General features: G+C 71.4%; 18 protein-coding genes. 3 read left to right on the top strand and 15 right to left on the bottom strand.

Features of this window, described 5'->3' with window-relative positions; translation table 11 throughout:
* Positions 1–78: 78 nt before the first annotated feature.
* Both KHP12_RS37405 and KHP12_RS37400 read right to left on the bottom strand, forming a co-directional pair.
* Positions 79–1,044, bottom strand: coding sequence for an SDR family NAD(P)-dependent oxidoreductase (locus tag KHP12_RS37405; RefSeq protein WP_086885624.1), 966 nt, complete (start codon positions 1,042–1,044; stop codon positions 79–81).
* Between the two features lie 64 nt (positions 1,045–1,108).
* Positions 1,109–1,687: a TetR/AcrR family transcriptional regulator gene (locus KHP12_RS37400; protein WP_086885623.1), complete on the bottom strand. Its 579-nt coding sequence runs from the start codon at positions 1,685–1,687 to the stop codon at positions 1,109–1,111.
* A gap of 131 nt (positions 1,688–1,818) precedes the next feature.
* On the opposite strand from KHP12_RS37400, the gene KHP12_RS37395 reads away from it, so the two are divergent.
* The gene (locus tag KHP12_RS37395) at positions 1,819–2,754 is read left to right on the top strand and encodes a DMT family transporter (RefSeq protein ID WP_210609164.1); all 936 of its coding nucleotides are present in this window, start codon (positions 1,819–1,821) and stop codon (positions 2,752–2,754) included.
* Here KHP12_RS37395 and KHP12_RS37390 read toward each other — a convergent pair.
* On the bottom strand, positions 2,692–3,603 hold the full coding sequence (locus KHP12_RS37390) for an NAD-dependent epimerase/dehydratase family protein (RefSeq protein WP_086886473.1): 912 nt from the start codon (positions 3,601–3,603) through the stop codon (positions 2,692–2,694). The genes KHP12_RS37395 and KHP12_RS37390 overlap by 63 nt on opposite strands.
* Before the next feature lie 352 nt (positions 3,604–3,955).
* Here KHP12_RS37390 and KHP12_RS37385 point away from each other — a divergent pair, with 352 nt between their 5' ends.
* Positions 3,956–5,179 (top strand): TerD family protein, encoded by a 1,224-nt coding sequence (locus KHP12_RS37385; RefSeq protein ID WP_210610379.1) that lies wholly within the window; start codon positions 3,956–3,958, stop codon positions 5,177–5,179.
* A gap of 42 nt (positions 5,180–5,221) precedes the next feature.
* On the opposite strand, the gene KHP12_RS37380 is transcribed toward KHP12_RS37385, so the two are convergent.
* From KHP12_RS37380 to KHP12_RS37370, 3 genes are all read right to left on the bottom strand, one after another.
* Positions 5,222–6,280, bottom strand: coding sequence for an LLM class flavin-dependent oxidoreductase (locus tag KHP12_RS37380; RefSeq protein WP_167442775.1), 1,059 nt, complete (start codon positions 6,278–6,280; stop codon positions 5,222–5,224).
* 51 nt (positions 6,281–6,331) lie between these two features.
* The gene (locus KHP12_RS37375) at positions 6,332–7,780 is read right to left on the bottom strand and encodes an alkaline phosphatase PhoX (RefSeq protein ID WP_211834147.1); all 1,449 of its coding nucleotides are present in this window, start codon (positions 7,778–7,780) and stop codon (positions 6,332–6,334) included.
* A 447-nt stretch (positions 7,781–8,227) separates the two neighbouring features.
* Positions 8,228–9,745: a hypothetical protein gene (locus tag KHP12_RS37370; RefSeq protein WP_211834146.1), complete on the bottom strand. Its 1,518-nt coding sequence runs from the start codon at positions 9,743–9,745 to the stop codon at positions 8,228–8,230.
* Between the two features lie 404 nt (positions 9,746–10,149).
* Between KHP12_RS37370 and KHP12_RS37365 the strand changes: the two genes are divergently transcribed.
* Positions 10,150–11,976: a DUF8508 domain-containing protein gene (locus tag KHP12_RS37365; RefSeq protein WP_211834145.1), complete on the top strand. Its 1,827-nt coding sequence runs from the start codon at positions 10,150–10,152 to the stop codon at positions 11,974–11,976.
* A gap of 170 nt (positions 11,977–12,146) precedes the next feature.
* Here KHP12_RS37365 and dapD read toward each other — a convergent pair whose 3' ends face one another.
* From dapD to sufD, 9 genes are all read right to left on the bottom strand, one after another.
* Entirely contained in the window at positions 12,147–13,136 is a 990-nt protein-coding gene (dapD, locus tag KHP12_RS37360; RefSeq protein WP_086881306.1) for a 2,3,4,5-tetrahydropyridine-2,6-dicarboxylate N-succinyltransferase, read from the bottom strand.
* A 162-nt stretch (positions 13,137–13,298) separates the two neighbouring features.
* Entirely contained in the window at positions 13,299–13,877 is a 579-nt protein-coding gene (locus KHP12_RS37355) for a TetR/AcrR family transcriptional regulator (protein ID WP_086881307.1), read from the bottom strand.
* Positions 13,877–14,197 (bottom strand): DMT family transporter, encoded by a 321-nt coding sequence (locus KHP12_RS37350; protein ID WP_086881308.1) that lies wholly within the window; start codon positions 14,195–14,197, stop codon positions 13,877–13,879. The genes KHP12_RS37355 and KHP12_RS37350 overlap by 1 nt, the downstream gene beginning before the upstream one ends.
* A gap of 127 nt (positions 14,198–14,324) precedes the next feature.
* On the bottom strand, positions 14,325–14,663 hold the full coding sequence (locus KHP12_RS37345; RefSeq protein WP_037949638.1) for a metal-sulfur cluster assembly factor: 339 nt from the start codon (positions 14,661–14,663) through the stop codon (positions 14,325–14,327).
* A complete protein-coding gene (gene sufU / locus KHP12_RS37340; protein WP_037949640.1) occupies positions 14,660–15,124 on the bottom strand; it encodes a Fe-S cluster assembly sulfur transfer protein SufU in 465 nt (154 codons plus the stop codon). Before sufU ends, KHP12_RS37345 begins: the two co-directional genes overlap by 4 nt.
* Before the next feature lie 11 nt (positions 15,125–15,135).
* Positions 15,136–16,392, bottom strand: coding sequence for a cysteine desulfurase (locus KHP12_RS37335; RefSeq protein WP_037949642.1), 1,257 nt, complete (start codon positions 16,390–16,392; stop codon positions 15,136–15,138).
* The gene (gene sufC / locus KHP12_RS37330; protein ID WP_037949644.1) at positions 16,389–17,153 is read right to left on the bottom strand and encodes a Fe-S cluster assembly ATPase SufC; all 765 of its coding nucleotides are present in this window, start codon (positions 17,151–17,153) and stop codon (positions 16,389–16,391) included. The genes KHP12_RS37335 and sufC overlap by 4 nt, the downstream gene beginning before the upstream one ends.
* Before the next feature lie 7 nt (positions 17,154–17,160).
* Positions 17,161–17,484, bottom strand: coding sequence for a non-heme iron oxygenase ferredoxin subunit (locus KHP12_RS37325; RefSeq protein WP_037949646.1), 324 nt, complete (start codon positions 17,482–17,484; stop codon positions 17,161–17,163).
* On the bottom strand, positions 17,481–18,650 hold the full coding sequence (gene sufD / locus KHP12_RS37320) for a Fe-S cluster assembly protein SufD (protein WP_037949648.1): 1,170 nt from the start codon (positions 18,648–18,650) through the stop codon (positions 17,481–17,483). The genes KHP12_RS37325 and sufD overlap by 4 nt, the downstream gene beginning before the upstream one ends.
* Positions 18,651–18,737: the final 87 nt, after the last annotated feature.

The raw sequence follows: 18,737 nt of genomic DNA, 5'->3' as shown, positions 1-18,737 counted from the left end.
GAGTCTCTGCCATGCCCCTCACGGTAATTTCTTCAGCCCAAGCTGTCCAGTTCAAACTGCACAGTTTGGGCTGTCTGCCTACTCGGCGAAGGCATCGACCCCGGTGAGCTCCGCCGACAGCGCCCACAGCCGCGCCGCCCGCTCCGGATCGGTGACCCAGGCGCTCACTCCGCTGCCCAGTTCGGTGCCCTCCGGCGCGGGCCCGGCGATGTCGCAGTCCTCGCAGTACACGCCGCCCATGCCCGCGAGCTGTGGCGAGGTCGCCGCCCAGACCTGGGTGGCCGCGCCCTCCTCGGGCGTCTTCCAGCCGACGTTGGTGGAGCTGGCGTCGATCGTTTCACTCAGCTCCGCCAGTTCTTCCGGGGACATGTGGCGCCCCAGCTGGGTGGCGATCGTGCCGGGGTGCACGGAGAACGCCCGCACACCGGTGTTCCGCCCCAGCGCGTCGAGGTGCAGCGCGAACAGGGCATTGGCCGTCTTCGCCTGCCCATACGCCTGCCACTTGTCGTAGGCGTGCCGCTCGAAGTGGGGGTCGTCCCAGTGGATGTCCGAGAGCTGATGCCCATTGGAGGAGAGCGACACCACGCGTGCGCCACCGCCACGGGCGATCGCGGGCCACAGCCGGTTGACCAGGGCGTAGTGCCCCAGGTGGTTGATGGCGAACTGGGCTTCCCAGCCGGGGCCCACCCGGGTTTCGGGCGCGGCCATGATCCCGGCATTGTTGATCAGAATGTCGATATCGCGACCGGACGCGAGGAATTCCTCCGCGAAGGCCCGAACGCTGTCCAGGTCCGCGAGGTCCATCTCGGCGACCTCCACGCTCTCGATCCCGCCGAGCGCTTCGACGGCGGCCGAGGGCCGCCGCGCGGGCACGACGACGTGGGCCCCCGCACCGGCGAGAGCCCGCGTCGTCTCCAGCCCGAGCCCCGAATAACCGCCGGTCACGAGCGCGAGCTCCCCGGACAGGTCAATGCCCGCGAGAACGTCGCTCGTCGTACTGCGCACCCCGAAACCGGAGCCGATCGCATGCTGTTTGGTCGTCATGCGAGGAACGTACGGTTTCGAGTGCGCTCAAGGTCAAGCAACGCGCTCGGGCAGCGCACTCGGGTCAGGCCGCCCGGGCCCGCTCCAGCGCTCGTTCGGCCAGCTCACGCGCGGTGCCGACCGGATCGGCGGCCACCGAGAGACCGTTCAGCACCGTGGCCCCCTCGTGGAGCAGCAGCAGCTCGTCCGCCAGACCGTCGGGAGCCGTCACGCCCGCCTCCTCGCACAGCTGCCGCAGATAGCCCCGCAGCCAGTGCTTCTGGTCGGCGATCACCTGCCGGGCCGGATGGCCGGGGTCCGGCAGTTCGGCCGCCGCGTTGACGAAGCCGCAGCCGCGCGGGTTCTCACGGCGCACCCACTCCGCGAGCGCGTCGAACGTGGCCAGGGCGCGATCCGCCGGGGGCGACTTCTCGACCTCGGCGGTGAGCCACGCCCGCCACCGCTCATCGCGCTCCCGCAGATACGCGGCGACCAGCGTTTCCTTCGAGCCGAAGCGGTCGTACAGCGTCTTCTTGGTGACTCCGGCGCGCTTGGCGATCAGATCCACGCCGACCGCGTGGATCCCCTGCCCGTAGAACAGCTCGGCGGCGGTGTCGAGAATGCGGCGCCCGGCGGGGGTGAGCACATCTCCGCGCGCTTCCATGCCGTGATCACCTCCGGTGGAGGGTTGACGTGTATACCGATCTGTTTAGTCTAGTGGGTGAGGGAGTAAACAGACCGGTATACCCGGAGTCTGAACCGACCCGGAACCCCAACCCAGAACGAGGACGCCCCATGCCCGTCAGCGCCGCCGTCACCGCCATCGGCCTCGTCGTGATGTGGAGCTCCGGCTTCATCGGAGCCGAGCTCGGCACGCGGGAGGCCGCCGCCGACACCCTGCTGATGTGGCGCTTCCTCGCGGCGGCGGCGGTCCTGAGCGGCGCCTGGGCGCTGCTGAGGCGGCGCAGACTGCGCCCGCGTGCGATCGCCGAGCAGGCGGTGATCGGAGCGCTTTCGCAGGGCGGCTATCTCGGCGGGATCGTCTGGTCGGTCGGGCTCGGCGTGCCGTCCGGCACCGCCGCGCTGATCGCCGCGTTGCAGCCGCTCGCGGCGGGCGCGCTGGCCGGGCGGCTGCTCGGGGAGACGGTCAGCCCGCGCCAGTGGGCGGGGCTGGCCATCGGCCTGGGCGGGGTCGCGCTCGTCGTCCAGGGCGATCTGTCGGCGGGCCCGACCGCCCCGGCCTGGGCGTACGGGCTGCCCTTCGCCGCCATGGCGGCGCTGCTGGCCGCGAGCTTCCTGGAACGTAAGGTGCGGGCGCCGCTCGACCCCGTGGACGCCATACCGCTGCACTGCCTGGTCAGCGCCGTCCTGTTCACCGGGGTCGCCGTGGCCGGGGGCCATGCCGCGCCCCCGGCGGGCGGGGGCTTCTGGGTCGCCGTGGTCTGGACGGTGCTGCTTTCCACGGTCGGCGGCTACGGCTTCTACTGGCTGAGCCTGCGCCGCAACGGCGTCACCCGCACCAGCGCGCTGATCTACCTCACGCCCCCGACCACGCTGGTGTGGGCCTACGCGATGTTCGGGGACGCGCCCGGGTGGACGGCCCTCGCGGGCATGGCGGTGTGCGTGATCGGGGTAACGGCGGCCACCGCGCGCCGCCGCCCCGACCGGTCAGCGCAGCTCGCGAAGGATCCAGTCCGTGATCGAGCGGTGCCGCGGGTGCCAGCCGAGTAGCTCGCGGGCGCGGCCCGCCCGTACACGGCTGTTGGAGCCCAGGGCGTGCCGGGCGAACTGGGGGTCCCAGACGTTGTCCGGCGCGTCGGGGTCCCAGGGGCGGGGGCCGGGCAGGCCGAGGGAGCGGGCGATGGCCTCGGCGATCGCACCGAACGACTCCTCCCCGTTCTCCACGAAGCAGAAGGTGCCCGGAGGCGCCTTCTCCAGCGCGAGGAGGTACAGGTCGGCGACGTCGTCGACATGGACGGTGGACCAGATGTTGCGGCCGGGGCCGACCTGGCGGACCACTCCCCCGGCGCGGGCCTGCCGGACCAGTGCGGCGATCAGGACGCTGTCCCGGCCGAGGCCCCGCCCGTACCCGTAGATCAGGCTGTCGCAGAGCACCGCCGACCGCACGCCCCGCTCGGCCGCGCTCAGGACCAGGCGGTCGATGGCGACCCGGGCCGCGCGGATGGGGTGGCCGGGCTCCCAGGCCGAATCCGGGGCGAGGAGGTCCTCGCCGTGGACCGCCTCCGACACCTCGCCCTCCGTGCCGGTGCCGACCGTGCTGGAGCCGCTGGTGTGGATCAGCGGCTTGCCCGATCCGGCCAGCGCGGCGATGAGCGTCTCCACGGCCGCGCGATGGTCGCTGTCGGCCGCGTTGACCACGGCGTCGGCGCCGCGGGCGTGCGCGGCGAGGAGGTCCGCGTCGTCGAGCGAACCCACCACGGGCTCGATGCCCAGCCGGGCGAGTTGTTCGGCCTTGGCCGGATCGCGGGTCAGACCGCTGATGTGATGGCCTGCCTGGCGGAGGCGGACGGCGACGGTGCCGCCGATGTAGCCGCTCGCGCCGGTGAGGAAGACATGCATGGGAGAGGCGCCTCTCTGACGGGGTCAGAGCGCAGAATCGACCTGTGCGCGAGGAACCCCCAACGGGGTTTGCCGCGACGGCAAATGCCGTCAGCAGCACTGCCAGGTGAACAGGGCTTTCTCGAACCGGCCAGTCCGTGCCCTCGGGCAGCCGGGGCAGTCCGCCGAGCCGGCCGACGACCGGATCGGCCGCCCCGGCCCGGCGGAGGTGGGCGGCCGGGCGCAGCAGCCCGGTCCAGCGGTCGGCGAGGCGGAAGCGGGCCGTCCGCGGCGGGGCAGGTCATGGGAGAAGCCACTCCTCAGGTCAAGGAACCGTAAAGCGGGGACGTTCGTTACCCCGGGCATGACCGCTATGACACCCGGCTCGAACCTCCCCCTCTCCGTCGCGCGCGTGGCGGTTGACGTCACCGCCCCGGTGCGGCTCGACGTATCGGGCCTGCTGCTCACCGCCAACGGCAAAGTGCGTTCCGACGACGACTTCGTCTTCTACAACCAGCCCACCGGACCGGGTGTGACCCACCGCGCCGGGACGGCGGGCGCGGGCGACGCCATCACGGTGGACACCGCCGCCGTCCCCGCCGACATCGAGAAGATCGTGGTGACCGCGAGCCTGGACGCGCCCGGGGCGACGTTCGCGGGCACCGAGCCGACCGCCACCGTGCGCGGCGCCGACGACGGCGCGGTGATCGCCACGTTCACCCCGCCGCGGCTGGGCAACGAGACCGCGCTGGTGGTCGTGGAGGTGTACCGGCGCAACGGGGCGTGGAAGGTGCGCGCGGTCGGGCAGGGGTACGCCAACGGTCTGGCGGGCATCGCCACCGACTTCGGCGTGACGGTCGAGGAGCCCGCCGCCCCGGCCGCCCCCACCACCCCCACCGCTCAGACGCCGCCCCCGCCGAGCGGCCCGCCCGCCGGTTTCCAGCCCCCGCCGCCCATGCCGACCGCCGCGCCGTCCGCTCCCCCGGCCGCCCCGCCCGCCGCGGCGGCCCCGGCCACCGGGAAGATCAACCTGGACAAGGGCCGGGTCAGCCTCCAGAAGAACCAGACGGTGTCCCTGGTCAAGGGCGGCCGTCCGCTGCTCAGCTCGGTGAAGATGGGCCTGGGCTGGGAGCCCGCCTTCCGCGGCAAGGACATCGACCTGGACGCGTCCGTGATCGCCTTCGGTGTCGACCGTAAGAAGATCGACGCCTGCTTCTTCGGCAAGCTGGCCATCCTCAACGGCGCCATCCAGCACTCCGGCGACAACCTCACCGGAGAGGGCGGAGGCGACGACGAGTCCATCACCGTCCACCTCGGCGGCCTCCCGCCCGAGGTCACCGGCCTGGTCTTCACGGTCAACTCCTTCTCCGGCCAGAAGTTCACCGATGTGGCCAAGGCGTACTGCCGCCTCCTCGACGCCCAGTCCGGCGAGGAGCTGGTCCGCTTCGACCTCACCCACGCCGAGCCGCGCACGGGCGTGATGATGGCCAAGCTGATCAAGCAGTTCTCGGGTGAGTGGGAGATGACCGCGATGGGCGAGTACGTGGACTCGCGCACCGTCCGAGGCATGGCCAAGCCCGCCGGCAAGGCCCTGTGAGCCAACCCGCCGCCATATGTCAGGGCTCACCTGTCAGGGCTGTCAGCGCGGCGCGGACGCTCCCGCGGCACCGCGGATGACCGGGCCGGAGTCGCCCGACAGTCCCGCCACGCGCGACAGGCGGCGGTAGGAGTCCAGGAGGGCCTCGCGGTCGTAGGTGCTCGTCGTGACCAGCACCTCGTCGGCGTCGCTGCGCTCGATCAGCTCCTCGAGCGCGGCGGCGACCTCGTCCTCCGTGCCGTACAGCTGGCCGCGCAGGCCGCGCTCGTAGAAGCCGCGCTCCCTCTCGGTCATCTCCCGGGTCTCGATCTCCGAGGCGGGGACCAGGGGCGGGAAGACGCCATGGGTGCGGGAGTGGGCCATCGACCACGCCTCGGGGAGCAGCAGTCGGCGGGCCTCCTCGGTGGTGTCGGCGACCGCGACATTGCCCGAGACGACGACGTACGGGGCGGAGGACCACGCCGAGGGGCGGAAGCCCGCGCGGTAGCGGTCGATCGCGCGCAGCATCTCGTCCCGGCCCCGCAGATCGCCGATCACCAGGGACAGTCCGGCCCGCGCCGCCAGGTCCGCACCGGCGCCGGTGGCCAGGACGAAGACGGGCAGCCGCAGCCCCTCCGCCGGGTGGGCGTGGACCTGGGGGTGGGCGTTCTGCTCACCGGTGAACCAGCCGAGCAGCTCGTCCAGTTGATCGCCGAAGTCCCGCGCGGCGTCCTTCTCGGCGCCCAGGGCGCGGCGGATGCCGTCGGTGAAGCCGACGGAGCGGCCCAGGCCCATGTCGATCCGGCCCGGGAAGAGGGATTCGAGCACCCCGAACTGCTCCGCCACGACCAGCGGGCGGTGGTTCGGCAGCATCACGCCGCCCGTGCCCACACGGATGCGGACCGTCGCCGCCGCGACGGCGGACGCCAGCACCGTGGGCGCCGAACCGGCCACGCCGGGCACGCTGTGGTGCTCGGAGACCCAGAAGCGGTGGTAGCCGAGCGCCTCGGCCTGCTGCGCGAACCGTACGGTGTCGCGCAGCGCCTGCGACCGCTCCCGCCCCTGGCGGGTGCGGGAGCGGTCCAGGATGGAGAAGGGGGTGGTGCGCAGGCGTGAGGTCACGCTCACGTCAACGCATGCCCCGGCCGGGAGGATTCCCCCGGGCCATGGGCCTCAGCGCTGGCGGCGCCAGGGGCCGGTGATCGCGAGCATGATGCCCGGCACCTGGATGTTGGCGTACAGCGTCGAGCCGTCGGGCGAGAAGACCACACCGGTGAACTCGCTGAACTCCGGCTCCTCCGCACTGCCGATGTTCAGGTCGTTGCGCGCGATCGGGTACGTCCGGCCGTCCTCGGTGGCGCCGAAGAGGTGCTGGATGCCCTCGCCGTCCTCGGCGATCACCAGACCGCCGTACGGCGACACCGTGATGTTGTCCGGGCCGTCGAAGGCGCCGTCCTTCGCCGGGTCGGGGTTGACGCCCAGCAACACCTTGAGGGTGAGGGTGCGGCGCTTGGGATCGTAGAACCAGACCTGGCCGTCGTGCTGGACCGGGCTCTCCGCACGGGCGAACGAGGAGACGATGTACGCGCCGCCGTCCGCCCACCACATGCCCTCCAGCTTGCGGGCCCGGGTGATCTCGCCGTCCTTGAACTGCTTGCGCACCGACACGGACTTCGCGTCGCGGTCCGGCACCGCAACCCAGTCCACGCCGTAGACCGTGCCGGTCTTGGTGGCGCGGGACAGGTCGTCCACGAAGTTGCCGCCCGAGTCGTAGCACTTGGGCGCCTGGAGCACGCCCGCGTCGTCCTTGAGCGTGCCGAGCTTGCCGCGGCCGTGCTCGAAGCCGTGCGGCGGGACCCAGCGGTAGAGGAGGCCGTTCGGTCCGGAGGCGTCCTCGGTGAGGTAGAGATGGCCGCGCTTGGGGTCCACGACGACGGCCTCGTGGGCGTACCGGCCCAGGGCCTTGATCGGCTTCGGGTCGCGGTTGGCCTTGCGGTCGTGCGGGTCGACCTCGAAGACGTAGCCGTGGTCCTTGGTCATGCCGTTCTGGCCGGCCTTGTCCTCGGTCTCCTCGCAGGTCAGCCAGGTGCCCCAGGGGGTGCGGCCACCGGCGCAGTTGGTGGCGGTGCCCGCGATGCCGACCCACTCGGTGACGTGGTCGCCGTGCTTGGCGACCTCGACGACGGTGCAGCCGCCGGAGGCCGCCGGGTCGTAGACCAGCCCCTCGATCAGCGGCACCGGGTGCGGCCATTTGCTGCGGGGACCGGCCAGCTCGTGATTGTTGACCAGCAGCGTCGCACCACGCGAGCCCTCGAAGGTGGCGGTGCCGTCGTGGTTGGACGGGGTGGACTCGCCGGACTCCAGCTTGGTCTCACCGGTACGGGTGATGATCTTGTAGCTGAAGCCCTTGGGGAGGGCCAGGATGCCCTTGGGGTCCGCGATGAGCGGACCGTAGCCGAGCGACGAGCCGCCGTGGCCCTCGACCCCCGCGACGCCCTCCTCGGTCGCCTCGGCGGCGAGCGCGCCGGGTGCGGTGGCGAGCACCCCCGCGCTTCCGACCAGGGCGAACCCGGCCCCGGTGTACGCGGAACGCCGCGCGAAGTCTCTTCGGCTGAGCGACATGTCTTCTCCCGAACGCAGGATGGTGTCCTCCGACTGCGGCCATACGTTCCCGTCCCCGGCCGAACATCAGTTGAACGGCGCGCGACATCAACGGACGAATGGCCGCCGATCCCATATACGGCGCGCCATGCGATACGGCTCTACGCCGCGCACAACTCCCCGGACGCCGGACACAACGCGCCCCTCACGGCACGCTCCCGAGACGGGGCCGGGCCCCGCCCACACCCGCGCCCGGGCGTACCCGGCGGGCTGTTTCCCCTCCCCGCCCCTTCCCGAAACTGGGGCTCTGCCCCAGACCCCGGGGCAGAGCCCCAGTTCGGTATGCGGCTCCGCCGCGCGGCAGGGCTCTGCCTCAGACCCCGGGGTCCAGGGGCAATGCCCCTGGTATCGGGAAGGGGCGGGGAGGGGAGCAGCCCGCCGCAGGCGTCACCCCCAGCCGGGGCGCGGTTAGGCCCTTGAACGGGCCTTGAAGGCGGCCTTGCGGGCCTCCTTCGCGGCCTTCTTGTCCGGGTGCAGACGACCCATCGCCTCCAGCACATCCGCCGTCGCCGGGTGGTCCACCCGCCAGGCCGAGTCGAAGAAGCTCCCCGACTGGTCGACCAGGCCCCGCACCAGATCGCGCAGCTCCGCCGAGTCGCCCTCGGAGGCGAGCTGGGCCGCGAGGGTGTCCACGGTGAGCCAGAAGACCATCTCCTCCGACGGCTCCGGCACGCCCGCCACCCCGTGCTCGGCCAGCCAGACCCGGGCCAGCCCGCCCAAGTGGCGGTCGTCGAGCACCTCGCGCAGGGCGGGCTCGGCCTCGGTCCCGGCCAGCGAGAGCGTCTGCTGGCAGGTGAGGCGGCGCAGCGGCGCGTCCTCGTCGTCCCCCCGAGCGGCGGCCAGCAGCTCGCGGGCGGCCTCCTCGGGCGTACGGCGGGCCAGCCACTGCTCGGCCTCGGCCCGCGCGGCGGGCTCGGGGTGGCCGGGGAGGGCGTCCAGCAGGATGTCGGCGCCCTGGTCGGCAAGGTCGCCGACGGCCGGGGCGTCGATGCCCGCCTCGAGCATCCGGGCCCGTACGGCGTAGACGCCGAGCGGGGTGAGCCGCACCATGCCGTAGCGGGAGACGTCCTCGTCCTCGAGCTCCTGGGCCGTCTCGGGCTCCTGGATCCGGCCCTCGCCGTCGACCTCCTGGATCAGCGCCTCGTCCACCGGCTGGTACTCGACGAGGCCGGTCGGGGCGAGCAGCCGGAACTGGTCGTCCAGCCGCACCATCGCCTCGGAGACCTCTTCGAGGATGTCGTCGGTGGGCTCGTCCATGTCCTCGGGAACGATCATGGAGGCGGCCAGCGCGGGCAGCGGTACGGGGGCCGTGGCGGCCTCCTCGTCCAGGGCGGTCAGCAGATAGAGGTTGCCCAGCACCCCGTCGAGGAACTCGGCCTCCTCCTCCGGGTTCCAGTCGAGCGCGTCGAGGTCGAGCTCACCGCTCTCGCTGATCTGGGCGGCGATGTCGCTCAGGTCGGGGGCGGAGGCGTCGGCCAGCACCGTCTCGAAGCCGTCGAGCCAGATGTCCAGGATGTCGCGCGGACCGCCCTCGGTGATCAGCCGCAGCTCCTCGCCGCTGGTCGCGACGGCGGAGAACTCGTCCTCGGCCCTCGCCTCGCCGTCCGCGCCAGCACCGGCACCGGCACCCTCACCGTCCGCCCCCGCCGGCTCCTCGATCTCGACCAGCCCGGTGTCCACCGCCAGCTGCCACGCCTGCGCCGCGTACAGCGGCCCGTCCTCGTCCCCCGCGAGCTCCAGCAGCTCGGTCGCCTCCCGCAGCTCGCCCTCCGGCAGCGCCCCGCCCGACGCCACCGGCTTCCCCTGCTCGGCCCAGCGGGCGAGCCGGACCGCGCGGGCGAGCAGCGGTGCGGCGAGTGCGTCCCGCGCGAGTTCCGCGTCGGTGCGAAGCCACACGGGCGGCATGGTGGGGCGCTCTTCTGGCATGGGCGGACGTCACTCCTCGAGGGCACGGAAGTCGCGGGCGCGGAGGTCGCGGGCGCGAATGCGGGGCTGTGCGGCTGTGCGGCTATGGGGCTGTGGGGCTGTGGGTCCACGGGACCGCGGAGCCATGGGGGTACGGCGATGCGGGGTGTACCGGCGCGGGTGCGCGGATACGGCCCGGACCCCAGCGTAGACGGAACGGGACGGCACTTTCGTCCCGATGTGGTCTGCGCCCCGTCCCGCGCCCCTTCCCGCACCACATCCCGCTGCCCTCGTTCATGTTTCCGTCCCGCTCCCGCCATGCCCGGGCCACCCGTCTTCCCTTGACAACTTCCGTGGCGAGGAAAGAGATTGACGCGCGTAGAGGCGTATTCCTCGCCGTTCACTCCTTTCCGGAGGCCATCACCATGTCCCTTCGCGCCCCGCGCGGACCCGTCGCCCTCACCGCCGTCGCCGCCTCCGCCCTCGCGGCCGGGCTGCTCGCGGTGCCCTCGTCGGCCTCCGCCGCCGAGGTCCGCATCCATGACATCCAGGGCAGCACCCGGATATCCCCGCTCGCCGGGCAGCAGGTGAGCGACGTGCCCGGCACGGTCACGGCGATACGCGCCTTCGGCTCCTCGCGCGGCTTCTGGACCCAGGACACCCGGCCCGACAAGGACGCGGCCACCAGCGAGGCGATCTTCGTCTTCACCGGATCGACCACGCCCTCGGTCACCGTGGGCGACTCGGTGCTGGTCTCCGGGACGGTGTCCGAGTACTACCCGGGCGGCAAGGACGCCGGCGGGCAGTCGCTCACCGAGCTCTCCAAGGCGACCTGGACGGTCCAGTCCTCCGGCAACGCGCTGCCCGCCGCCTACCGGCTCAATCCCTCCACGATCCCCGACCGCTACACCCCGGACGCCGGCGGCGACTCCATCGAGGGGCTGGCGCTGCGGCCGCGCTCATACGCCCTGGACCGCTACGAGTCGCTGGAGGGCATGCGGGTCTCGGTCGAGAACGCCCCCGTGGTCGGCGCGACCAACACCTACAAGGAGCTGTGGGTCACCGCCGAGCCCCACCACCAGCGCACCGCGCGCGGCGGCGCCCTCTACAGCTCGTACCGCGACCCGAACGCGGGCCGGGTGAGGGTGGTCTCGCTCCTGCCCTACGCCCAGCACCCCTTCCCCGTGGCGGACGTCGGCGACGCGCTGACCGGCACCACGGCCGGGCCGATGGACTACGACAACTTCGGCGGCTACACGATCGCGGCCACCGCGATGGGCGAACTGGCCGACCACGGCCCGCAGCGGGAGACCACCCGCAAGCAGAAGGCGGACGAACTCTCCATCGCCACCTACAACGTGGAGAACCTCTCCCCCAAGACCGCCCAGTCGAAGTTCGACCGGCTGGCCACCGGTCTCGTGGAGCACCTCGCCTCGCCGGACATCGTCGCCCTGGAGGAGGTCCAGGACGACAACGGCGCGACGAACGACTCGGTGGTCGGCGCCGACGCCACGCTGAAGAAGCTCACCGACGCGATCAAGGCGGCGGGCGGTCCCGCGTACGAGTGGCGGCAGATCAACCCGGTGGACGACCAGGACGGCGGCGAGCCGGGCGGCAACATCCGCGTGGCGTTCCTCTACAACCCCGAGCGGGTCTCCTTCACCGACATCCCCGGCGGCGACTCCACCACCCCCGTGCAGGTCGAGCAGAAGGACGGCAAGGCCACGCTGTCGGCCTCCCCCGGCCGTATCGACCCGGCGAACGGCGTCTGGAAGGCCAGCCGCAAGCCGCTGGCCGGGCAGTTCTCCTTCCGGGGCCGCCCGGTGTTCGTGGTCGCGAACCACTTCAACTCCAAGGGCGGCGACCAGGGCCTGGACAGCCGCTTCCAGCCCCCGGCCCGCTCCTCGGAGACCCAGCGCACCGGGCAGGCCACGGCGGTCAACACCTTCGTCAAGGCGCTGCTGAACGCCGATCCGAAGGCGTCGGTGGTCGTCGCGGGCGACCTCAACGACTACCAGTTCTCGCCCGCGCTGGCCGACCTCACCAAGGGCGGTGTGCTGACGGACCTGGTGACCCGGCTGCCGAAGGACGAGCGCTACGGCTATGTCTACAACGGCAATTCGCAGGTGCTGGACCACATCCTGACCAGCCGCGCGCTGCGCCGTGCCGACTACGACATCGTGCACATCAACGCCGAGTTCTCGGACCAGTCCAGCGACCACGACCCGCAGGTGGTACGAGTGCGCCCCTGAGGGACGCACTCCGGGGTGCAGGGGGCTTGCCCCCTGCACCCAAGTTGTGGGCAATCGTCCCTCCCCCAGCTACCGCTGGGAGGTGCCCCCTGGCGGGACGGGTGGGCACAACACCACCCACCGGCCCCGCGCCCGGCAACGAAACCCAAGGGGGGCGAACCCCGGCCAACTCAGTTGTGGCTGTGCAGCGCCTCGTTCAGCCCGCCCCAGGAACCGGTGCGGGGCAGCGCCTCAACCGTGCCGGTGATGGAGTTGCGGCGGAAGAGCAGGTTGTTGACACCCGAGAGCTCCAGGGCCTTGGCGATCTTGCCGTCCGGGAGCGTGACGCGGGTGCCCGCCGTCACATACAGCCCCGCCTCGACGATGCAGTCGTCGCCGAGCGAGATGCCCAGGCCCGCCTCGGCGCCGAGCAGGCAGCGCTCGCCGATGGTGATCGTCTGCTTGCCGCCGCCGGAGAGGGTGCCCATGATCGAGGCGCCACCGCCGACGTCGGAGCCGTCGCCCACCACGACGCCCGCGCTGATCCGGCCCTCGACCATGGAGGTGCCGAGCGTCCCGGCGTTGAAGTTGACGAAGCCCTCGTGCATGACCGTGGTCCCGGGGGCGAGGTGGGCGCCGAGCCGGACCCGGTCGGCGTCGCCGATGCGGACGCCGGCGGGGACGACGTAGTCGGTCATCCGGGGGAACTTGTCGACACTGGTCACCGACAGCTGGAGCCCCTCGGCGCGGGCGGCGAGCCGGGCCCGCTCCACCTGGTCGGCGGCGACCGGGCCGAGCGAGGTCCAGGCGACGTTGGCCAGCAGGCCGAACTGGCCGTCCAGGCTCAGGCCGTGCGGCTTGACCAGGCGGTGGCTGAGCAGATGGAGCCGCAGGTACGCGTCGTGCGCGTCCTGCGGCTTCTCGTCGAGCGAGGCGATGACCGTGCGGACGGCGACGACCTCGACGCCGCGCCGGGGGTCCGGTCCGACCGCCTTGAGGGCGGTCTCGCCCAGCAGCCGCGTGGTGTGCTCCGCGTCGAGCCGCTCGGTCCCGGCCGGGCCGGGCTCTGCGGTCAGCTCGGGGGCCGGGAACCAGGTGTCCAGGACGGTGCCGTCCTCGGTGAGGGTGGCGAGACCGGCGGCGACGGCGCCGGTGGGGGCGGTGGTGGGTGCATCGGTCATGGTCAGAACGCTAACCGGAGCCGGGCCCAGGAGGCGAACCGGTCTCAGCGAGCGGTCCCGTGCGGGCCGCCGTGCGGTCTCATCGGGTGGTCCCCGGGCGGCCGGTCGCGCGGTCCGCCGTGCGGTCACAGCGAGCGGTCCCGGGCGGCCGGTCGTGCGGTCTCAGCCGGCGCCGATCATGGCCGGCCCCTCGTCGACGTCCCCACCCATGATCCGCTCCAGCGCCGCACGGGTGCCCTCCCGGTCGTACGGTCGGTCCGCCAGCAGCACCTGCAAGGTCAGCCCGTCGATCAGGGCCACCACCGCGCGCGCCGAGTCCGCGTCGGGCACCAGCCGCGTCAGCATCCGGACCATCTCGTCCAGGCACTCGGCGGCGAGCGGCCGCAGCCCCTCATGGCGCAGCGCGGCGAAGTACAGCTCGTACTCCAGCTCCATCCGCACCCGGTCGCCCGTGAGCTGCTCCCCCAGCCACCGGGCCAGCTCGTCCGCGGGCGGTGCGGCCGGATCGACGCCCTCCACCCAGTGCTCCACCTCCGCCAGCCACTCCGCGTTGATCTGGCGGAGCGCCGCGATCAGCAGATCGTCGAGGGTCGCGAAGTGGTAGGTCGTCGAGCCCAGCGGCACATCGGCCGCGGCGGCCACGGCCCGGTGGCCGAGCCCCCCGATGCCGCGCTCGCGGACCACGGCGGCCGCGGCGTCGATGATCCGCTGCCGCCGCTCGGGGTCGTAGCGGCGGCCCATCAGTGGGTGCCGTTCAGATTGAGCACCACCACTCCGGCGATGACCAGCAGCACGCCCAGCACCTTCGCGGCGGTCATCGCCTCCCCCAGGAAGAGCATGCCGATCGCGGCGATGACGGCGGTCCCGGCCCCGGCCCATATGGCGTAGGCGGTGCTGACGGAGATGGACTTGAGCGTGTGCGCGAGCAGCACGAAGGACACCAGATAGCCCGCGCCGGTGGCCAGCGAGGGCCAGAGCCTGCTGAAGCCCTCGCTGTACTTCATCGAGGTGGTCGCCAAGATCTCGGCCAGGATGGCCCCGGAGAGCGTCACATATCCCATGCGTACGAGCGTACACAACGATGCGTACGTACGTACACAACGATCCACGACATACGAAACGGCCCATGGCACACGCAACGGCCCCCGCGCCGAAGCGCGGGGGCCGTTGCGACAAGCCCAGGAGGCGTCAGACGTTGAAGCCGAGCGCGCGCAGCTGCTCACGCCCATCGTCGGTGATCTTGTCCGGGCCCCACGGCGGCATCCAGACCCAGTTGATCCGCAGCTCGTTGACAATGCCGTCGGTCGCGGACTTGGCCTGGTCCTCGATGACATCGGTCAGCGGACAGGCCGCCGAGGTGAGCGTCATGTCGATGGTGGCGATATTGCCGTCGTCGACATGGATGCCGTAGACCAGACCGAGGTTGACCACGTCGATGCCCAGCTCGGGGTCCACGACGTCGTACAGGGCCTCGCGGACCTCTTCCTCGCTGGCGGGCTTGGTGGTGGTGGCGGCGTTCTCAGTCATGCGGTCTTCCCTCCGGCGGTCTCGCCCAGTGCCTGCGCCGTCGCGTCCTTCCACGCCATCCAGCTCAGCAGGGCGCATTTCACCCGGGCCGGGTACTTGGAGACACCGGCGAACGCGATCGCGTCCTCCAGCACCTCCTCCATGGCGTCGTCCGGCTCGGCCTTGCCCTTGGACTGCATCAGCTCCAGGAAGGTCTCCTGGATTCTGCGGGCCTCGGCCAGCTCCTTGCCCACCAGCAGCTCATTGAGCACCGAGGCGCTGGCCTGGCTGATGGAACAGCCCTGCCCCTCGTAGCTCACGTCCTCGATGGTGTCGCCGTCAAGCCGCACCCGGAGCGTGATCTCGTCACCGCAGGTGGGATTGACGTGGTGTACCTCTGCGTCGCCGTTCCTCAGCCCCCGGCCATGGGGGTTCTTGTAGTGGTCCAGGATCACATCCTGGTACATCGAATCCAGCTTCACGCGGCACGCCCCTACCCGAAGAAGTTCCGTACGTGCTCCAGGCCCTCGACCAAGGCGTCGACCTCGGCCGGCGTGGAGTACAGATAGAACGACGCTCGGGTGGTCGCCGGAATTCCGTAGCGCAGGCATACGGGGCGGGCGCAGTGGTGACCGACCCGGACCGCGATCCCCTGCTCGTCCAGCACCTGGCCCACATCGTGGGGATGGATGTCACCGAGCGTGAAGGAGATCGTGGCACCGCGCTCCTCGGCCGTGGTGGGGCCGATGATGCGCAGGTCCGGCACCTCCAGGAGCCTGCCGACCGCGTAGTGCGTCAGGGCGTGCTCATGGCGGGTGATGTTGTCCATGCCGATCGAGGTGAGGTAGTCCACGGCCGCGCCGAGGCCGACGGCCTGGGCGATCGGGGGCGTACCGGCCTCGAACTTGTGCGGCGCCGGGGCGTAGGTGGACGAGTGCATCGACACGGTCTCGATCATCTCGCCGCCGCCGAGGAACGGAGGCAGGTCCTCCAGCAACTCCTGGCGGCCCCACAGCACCCCGATACCGGTCGGGCCGCACATCTTGTGGCCGGTGAAGGCCACGAAGTCGGCCTGGAGCGCCTGCACGTCCAGCAGCATGTGCGGGGCGGCCTGGGAGGCGTCGATCACCACGAGGGCGCCGACGTCCTGGGCGCGGCGGACGATCGCCTCGACCGGGTTGACCGTGCCGAGGATGTTGGAGACCAGCACGAACGAGACGACCTTGGTCTTCTCGGTGATGATCTGCTCTATCTCCGACAGGTCGAGGCGGCCGTCCTCGGTGAGGCCGAACCACTTCAGCTTCGCACCGGTGCGCTGCGAGAGCAGCTGCCACGGAACGATGTTGGAGTGGTGCTCCATCTCGGTGATGACGATCTCGGTGTCCTGGTCCACCCGGTAGGGCTCATCGGCCCAGCCGAGCATGTTGGCCACCAGGTTCAGCGACTCCGACGCGTTCTTGGTGAAGATCACCTCGTCGCGGCTGGGAGCGTTGATGAAGTCGGCGACCTTGTCGCGGGCGCCCTCGTACAGCGCCGTGGCCTCCTCGGCGAGCACATGGACGCCCCGGTGCACATTGGCGTTGGAGCGCTCGTAGTAGTCGTTCAGCACGTCAAGCACCTGGCGCGGCTTCTGCGAGGTCGCCGCGTTGTCCAGGTAGACGAGCCGCTGGCCGTCGTGGACGACCCGGTCCAGGATCGGGAAGTCCTTGCGGATCGCCTCGGTGTCGAGGAGGCCCGGCAACTGTGTCACTCGGACGCGCCTCCCTTCACGTACTCCTCGTAGCCCTCTTCCTCCAGCTTGTCGGCGAGCTCGGGACCGCCGGACTCGGCGATCCGGCCCGCCGCGAAGACGTGGACGTGGTCGGGCTTGATGTACCGCAGGATGCGGGTGTAGTGGGTGATCAGCAGGGTGCCCACCTGGCCGGACTCGCGGACCCGGTTGACGCCCTCGGAGACCACCCGCAGCGCGTCCACGTCGAGGCCGGAGTCGGTCTCGTCGAGGATCGCGATGGCCGGCTTCAACAGCTCCAGCTGGAGGATCTCGTGGCGCTTCTTCTCACCGCCGGAGAAGCCCTCGTTCACATTCCGCTCGGCGAAGGAGGGGTCGATGTGGAGGCGCTCCATGGCCTCCTTGACCTCCTTGACCCAGGTGCGGAGCTTGGGCGCCTCGCCGCGGATCGCGGTCGCGGAGGTACGCAGGAAGTTGGAGACCGAGACGCCGGGGACCTCGACCGGGTACTGCATGGCGAGGAAGACACCGGCGCGGGCGCGCTCGTCGACGGACATCGCGAGCACGTCCTCGCCGTCCAGCGTCACGGTGCCGCCGGTGACCGTGTACTTCGGGTGACCGGCGAGCGAGTAGGCCAGGGTGGACTTGCCGGAGCCGTTGGGGCCCATGATGGCGTGCGTCTCGCCCTGCTTCACGGTCAGGTCGACACCGCGCAGGATCTCGCGGGGGCCGCCCTCGGCGTCGACGGAAACGTGCAGGTCGTGGATCTCAAGCGTGGCCATGGGTGCCTCAGGACTCCTGGGTGACGGAGACGAGCACATCGTCCCCTTCGATCTTTACGGGGTATACGGGGATCGGGCGCGTCGCGGGGAGGCCGGACGGCTTGCCGGTGCGCAGGTCGAAGCTGGAGCCGTGCAGCCAGCACTCGATCTGGCAGTCCTCCACCTCGCCCTCGGACAGCGAGACGTTCGCGTGCGAGCAGATGTCGTTGACCGCGAACACCTCGCCCTCGGTGCGTACCAGAGCGACCGGCACGCCCTCGAGCTCGACCCGCTTGGGGGTGTCTTCCTCGAGTTCACCCAGCGCACAGGCGCGTACGAAGGTCGGGGTCATCCTACGGACGCCTCCAGCTCGGCCTCGATCTTGGCGATGAGCCGCTCCTCCAGCTCGGGGAGCCCGATCTGCTGGACGAGCTCGGCGAAGAAGCCGCGGACCACCAGACGGCGGGCCTCGTCGGCCGGGATGCCGCGCGCCATCAGGTAGAACAGCTGCTCGTCCTCGAAGCGGCCGGTCGCGCTCGCGTGACCGGCGCCGACGATCTCGCCGGTCTCGATCTCCAGGTTCGGCACCGAGTCGACGCGGGCGCCGTCGGTGAGGACCAGGTTGCGGTTGAGCTCGTAGGTGTCGGTGCCCTCCGCGGCGGCCCGGATCAGCACATCGCCGATCCACACCGCGTGCGCCTCCGCGCCCTGTAGCGCGCCCTTGTAGGCCACGTTGCTGCGGCAGTGCGGGGTGTCGTGGTCGATGAAGAGCCGGTGCTCCTGGTGCTGGCCGTTGTCGGTGAAGTACAGGCCGTAGAGCTCGGCCTCACCGCCCGGGGCGCCGTAGACCACCCGCGGGTGGAGCCGCACCAGATCGCCGCCGAAGGTGACGACCACGGACTTGAAGGTGGCGTCCCGGCCGACCAGCGCGGTGTGCTGACCGGCGTGGACCGCGGTGTCGTCCCAGTCCTGGACCGAGACCACGGTGAGCTTGGCGCCGTCGCCGATCAGGTACTCCACATTGGCGGCGACCGTGGCGTCACCGGTGTGGTCGATGACCACGACCGCCTCGGCGAAGGCGCCGATCTCGATCACCTGGTGGCCGAAGGCGGTGCCGCCCTCGCCGTGCACGGCGATCCGCACCGGCTCGGTGAGCACCGTCTCCTTGGGCACCGAGACGACCGACGCCTTCTCGAAGGAGCTGTACGCCTGGGCCGCCACCCGGTCCACCGGCTTGCCGGCCTTCCCCAGGCGCGCGTCGTCGCGGCCCACGGTCTCGACCGTGACGCCCTCGGGGGCGGTCACCTCGACCTTGACGCCGCCGTCGGCGACGGCCGTGCCGTCGTGGAGACCGCGCAGCCGCTCCAGCGGGGTGAACCGCCACTCCTCCTCGCGGCCAAGGGGCACCGGGAAGTCGGCCACGTCGTACGACGCGAGCGCGCTGACCCGGGCATCGGTGGGCTGGCCCACCTGGATGACGCCGTCCGTGGTGGATCCGGCCGGGATGGTTTCAGCCATGGCTGTCGTACTGCTCTCTTTCTGCCTGATGGGCCTGAATGGGGTGCCCGGGCGAGGACCTCGGCCCCCGCCGGGCGGGAAGGGGGT

Source organism: Streptomyces asiaticus (assembly GCF_018138715.1).
In the GTDB taxonomy this organism is placed as follows: Bacteria; Actinomycetota; Actinomycetes; order Streptomycetales; family Streptomycetaceae; genus Streptomyces; species Streptomyces asiaticus.
Note: the sequence above shows the minus strand (reverse complement) of the source record. Positions and strands in the feature narration are given on the sequence as shown.

Excerpts from the sequence above, each read along its gene's own strand:
- KHP12_RS37370 (WP_211834146.1), bottom strand. The coding sequence starts at position 9,745 with ATGCCAGAAGAGCGCCCCACCATGCCGCCCGTGTGGCTTCGCACCGAC.
- KHP12_RS37345 (WP_037949638.1), bottom strand. The coding sequence starts at position 14,663 with ATGACTGAGAACGCCGCCACCACCACCAAGCCCGCCAGCGAGGAAGAG.
- KHP12_RS37350 (WP_086881308.1), bottom strand. The coding sequence starts at position 14,197 with ATGGGATATGTGACGCTCTCCGGGGCCATCCTGGCCGAGATCTTGGCG.
- KHP12_RS37390 (WP_086886473.1), bottom strand. The coding sequence starts at position 3,603 with ATGCATGTCTTCCTCACCGGCGCGAGCGGCTACATCGGCGGCACCGTC.
- KHP12_RS37395 (WP_210609164.1), top strand. The coding sequence starts at position 1,819 with ATGCCCGTCAGCGCCGCCGTCACCGCCATCGGCCTCGTCGTGATGTGG.
- KHP12_RS37365 (WP_211834145.1), top strand. The coding sequence starts at position 10,150 with ATGTCCCTTCGCGCCCCGCGCGGACCCGTCGCCCTCACCGCCGTCGCC.
- sufC (WP_037949644.1), bottom strand. The coding sequence starts at position 17,153 with ATGGCCACGCTTGAGATCCACGACCTGCACGTTTCCGTCGACGCCGAG.
- sufD (WP_037949648.1), bottom strand. The coding sequence starts at position 18,650 with ATGGCTGAAACCATCCCGGCCGGATCCACCACGGACGGCGTCATCCAG.
- KHP12_RS37405 (WP_086885624.1), bottom strand. The coding sequence starts at position 1,044 with ATGACGACCAAACAGCATGCGATCGGCTCCGGTTTCGGGGTGCGCAGT.
- KHP12_RS37385 (WP_210610379.1), top strand. The coding sequence starts at position 3,956 with ATGACACCCGGCTCGAACCTCCCCCTCTCCGTCGCGCGCGTGGCGGTT.
- KHP12_RS37375 (WP_211834147.1), bottom strand. The coding sequence starts at position 7,780 with ATGTCGCTCAGCCGAAGAGACTTCGCGCGGCGTTCCGCGTACACCGGG.
- dapD (WP_086881306.1), bottom strand. The coding sequence starts at position 13,136 with ATGACCGATGCACCCACCACCGCCCCCACCGGCGCCGTCGCCGCCGGT.
- KHP12_RS37400 (WP_086885623.1), bottom strand. The coding sequence starts at position 1,687 with ATGGAAGCGCGCGGAGATGTGCTCACCCCCGCCGGGCGCCGCATTCTC.
- KHP12_RS37355 (WP_086881307.1), bottom strand. The coding sequence starts at position 13,877 with ATGGGCCGCCGCTACGACCCCGAGCGGCGGCAGCGGATCATCGACGCC.
- KHP12_RS37325 (WP_037949646.1), bottom strand. The coding sequence starts at position 17,484 with ATGACCCCGACCTTCGTACGCGCCTGTGCGCTGGGTGAACTCGAGGAA.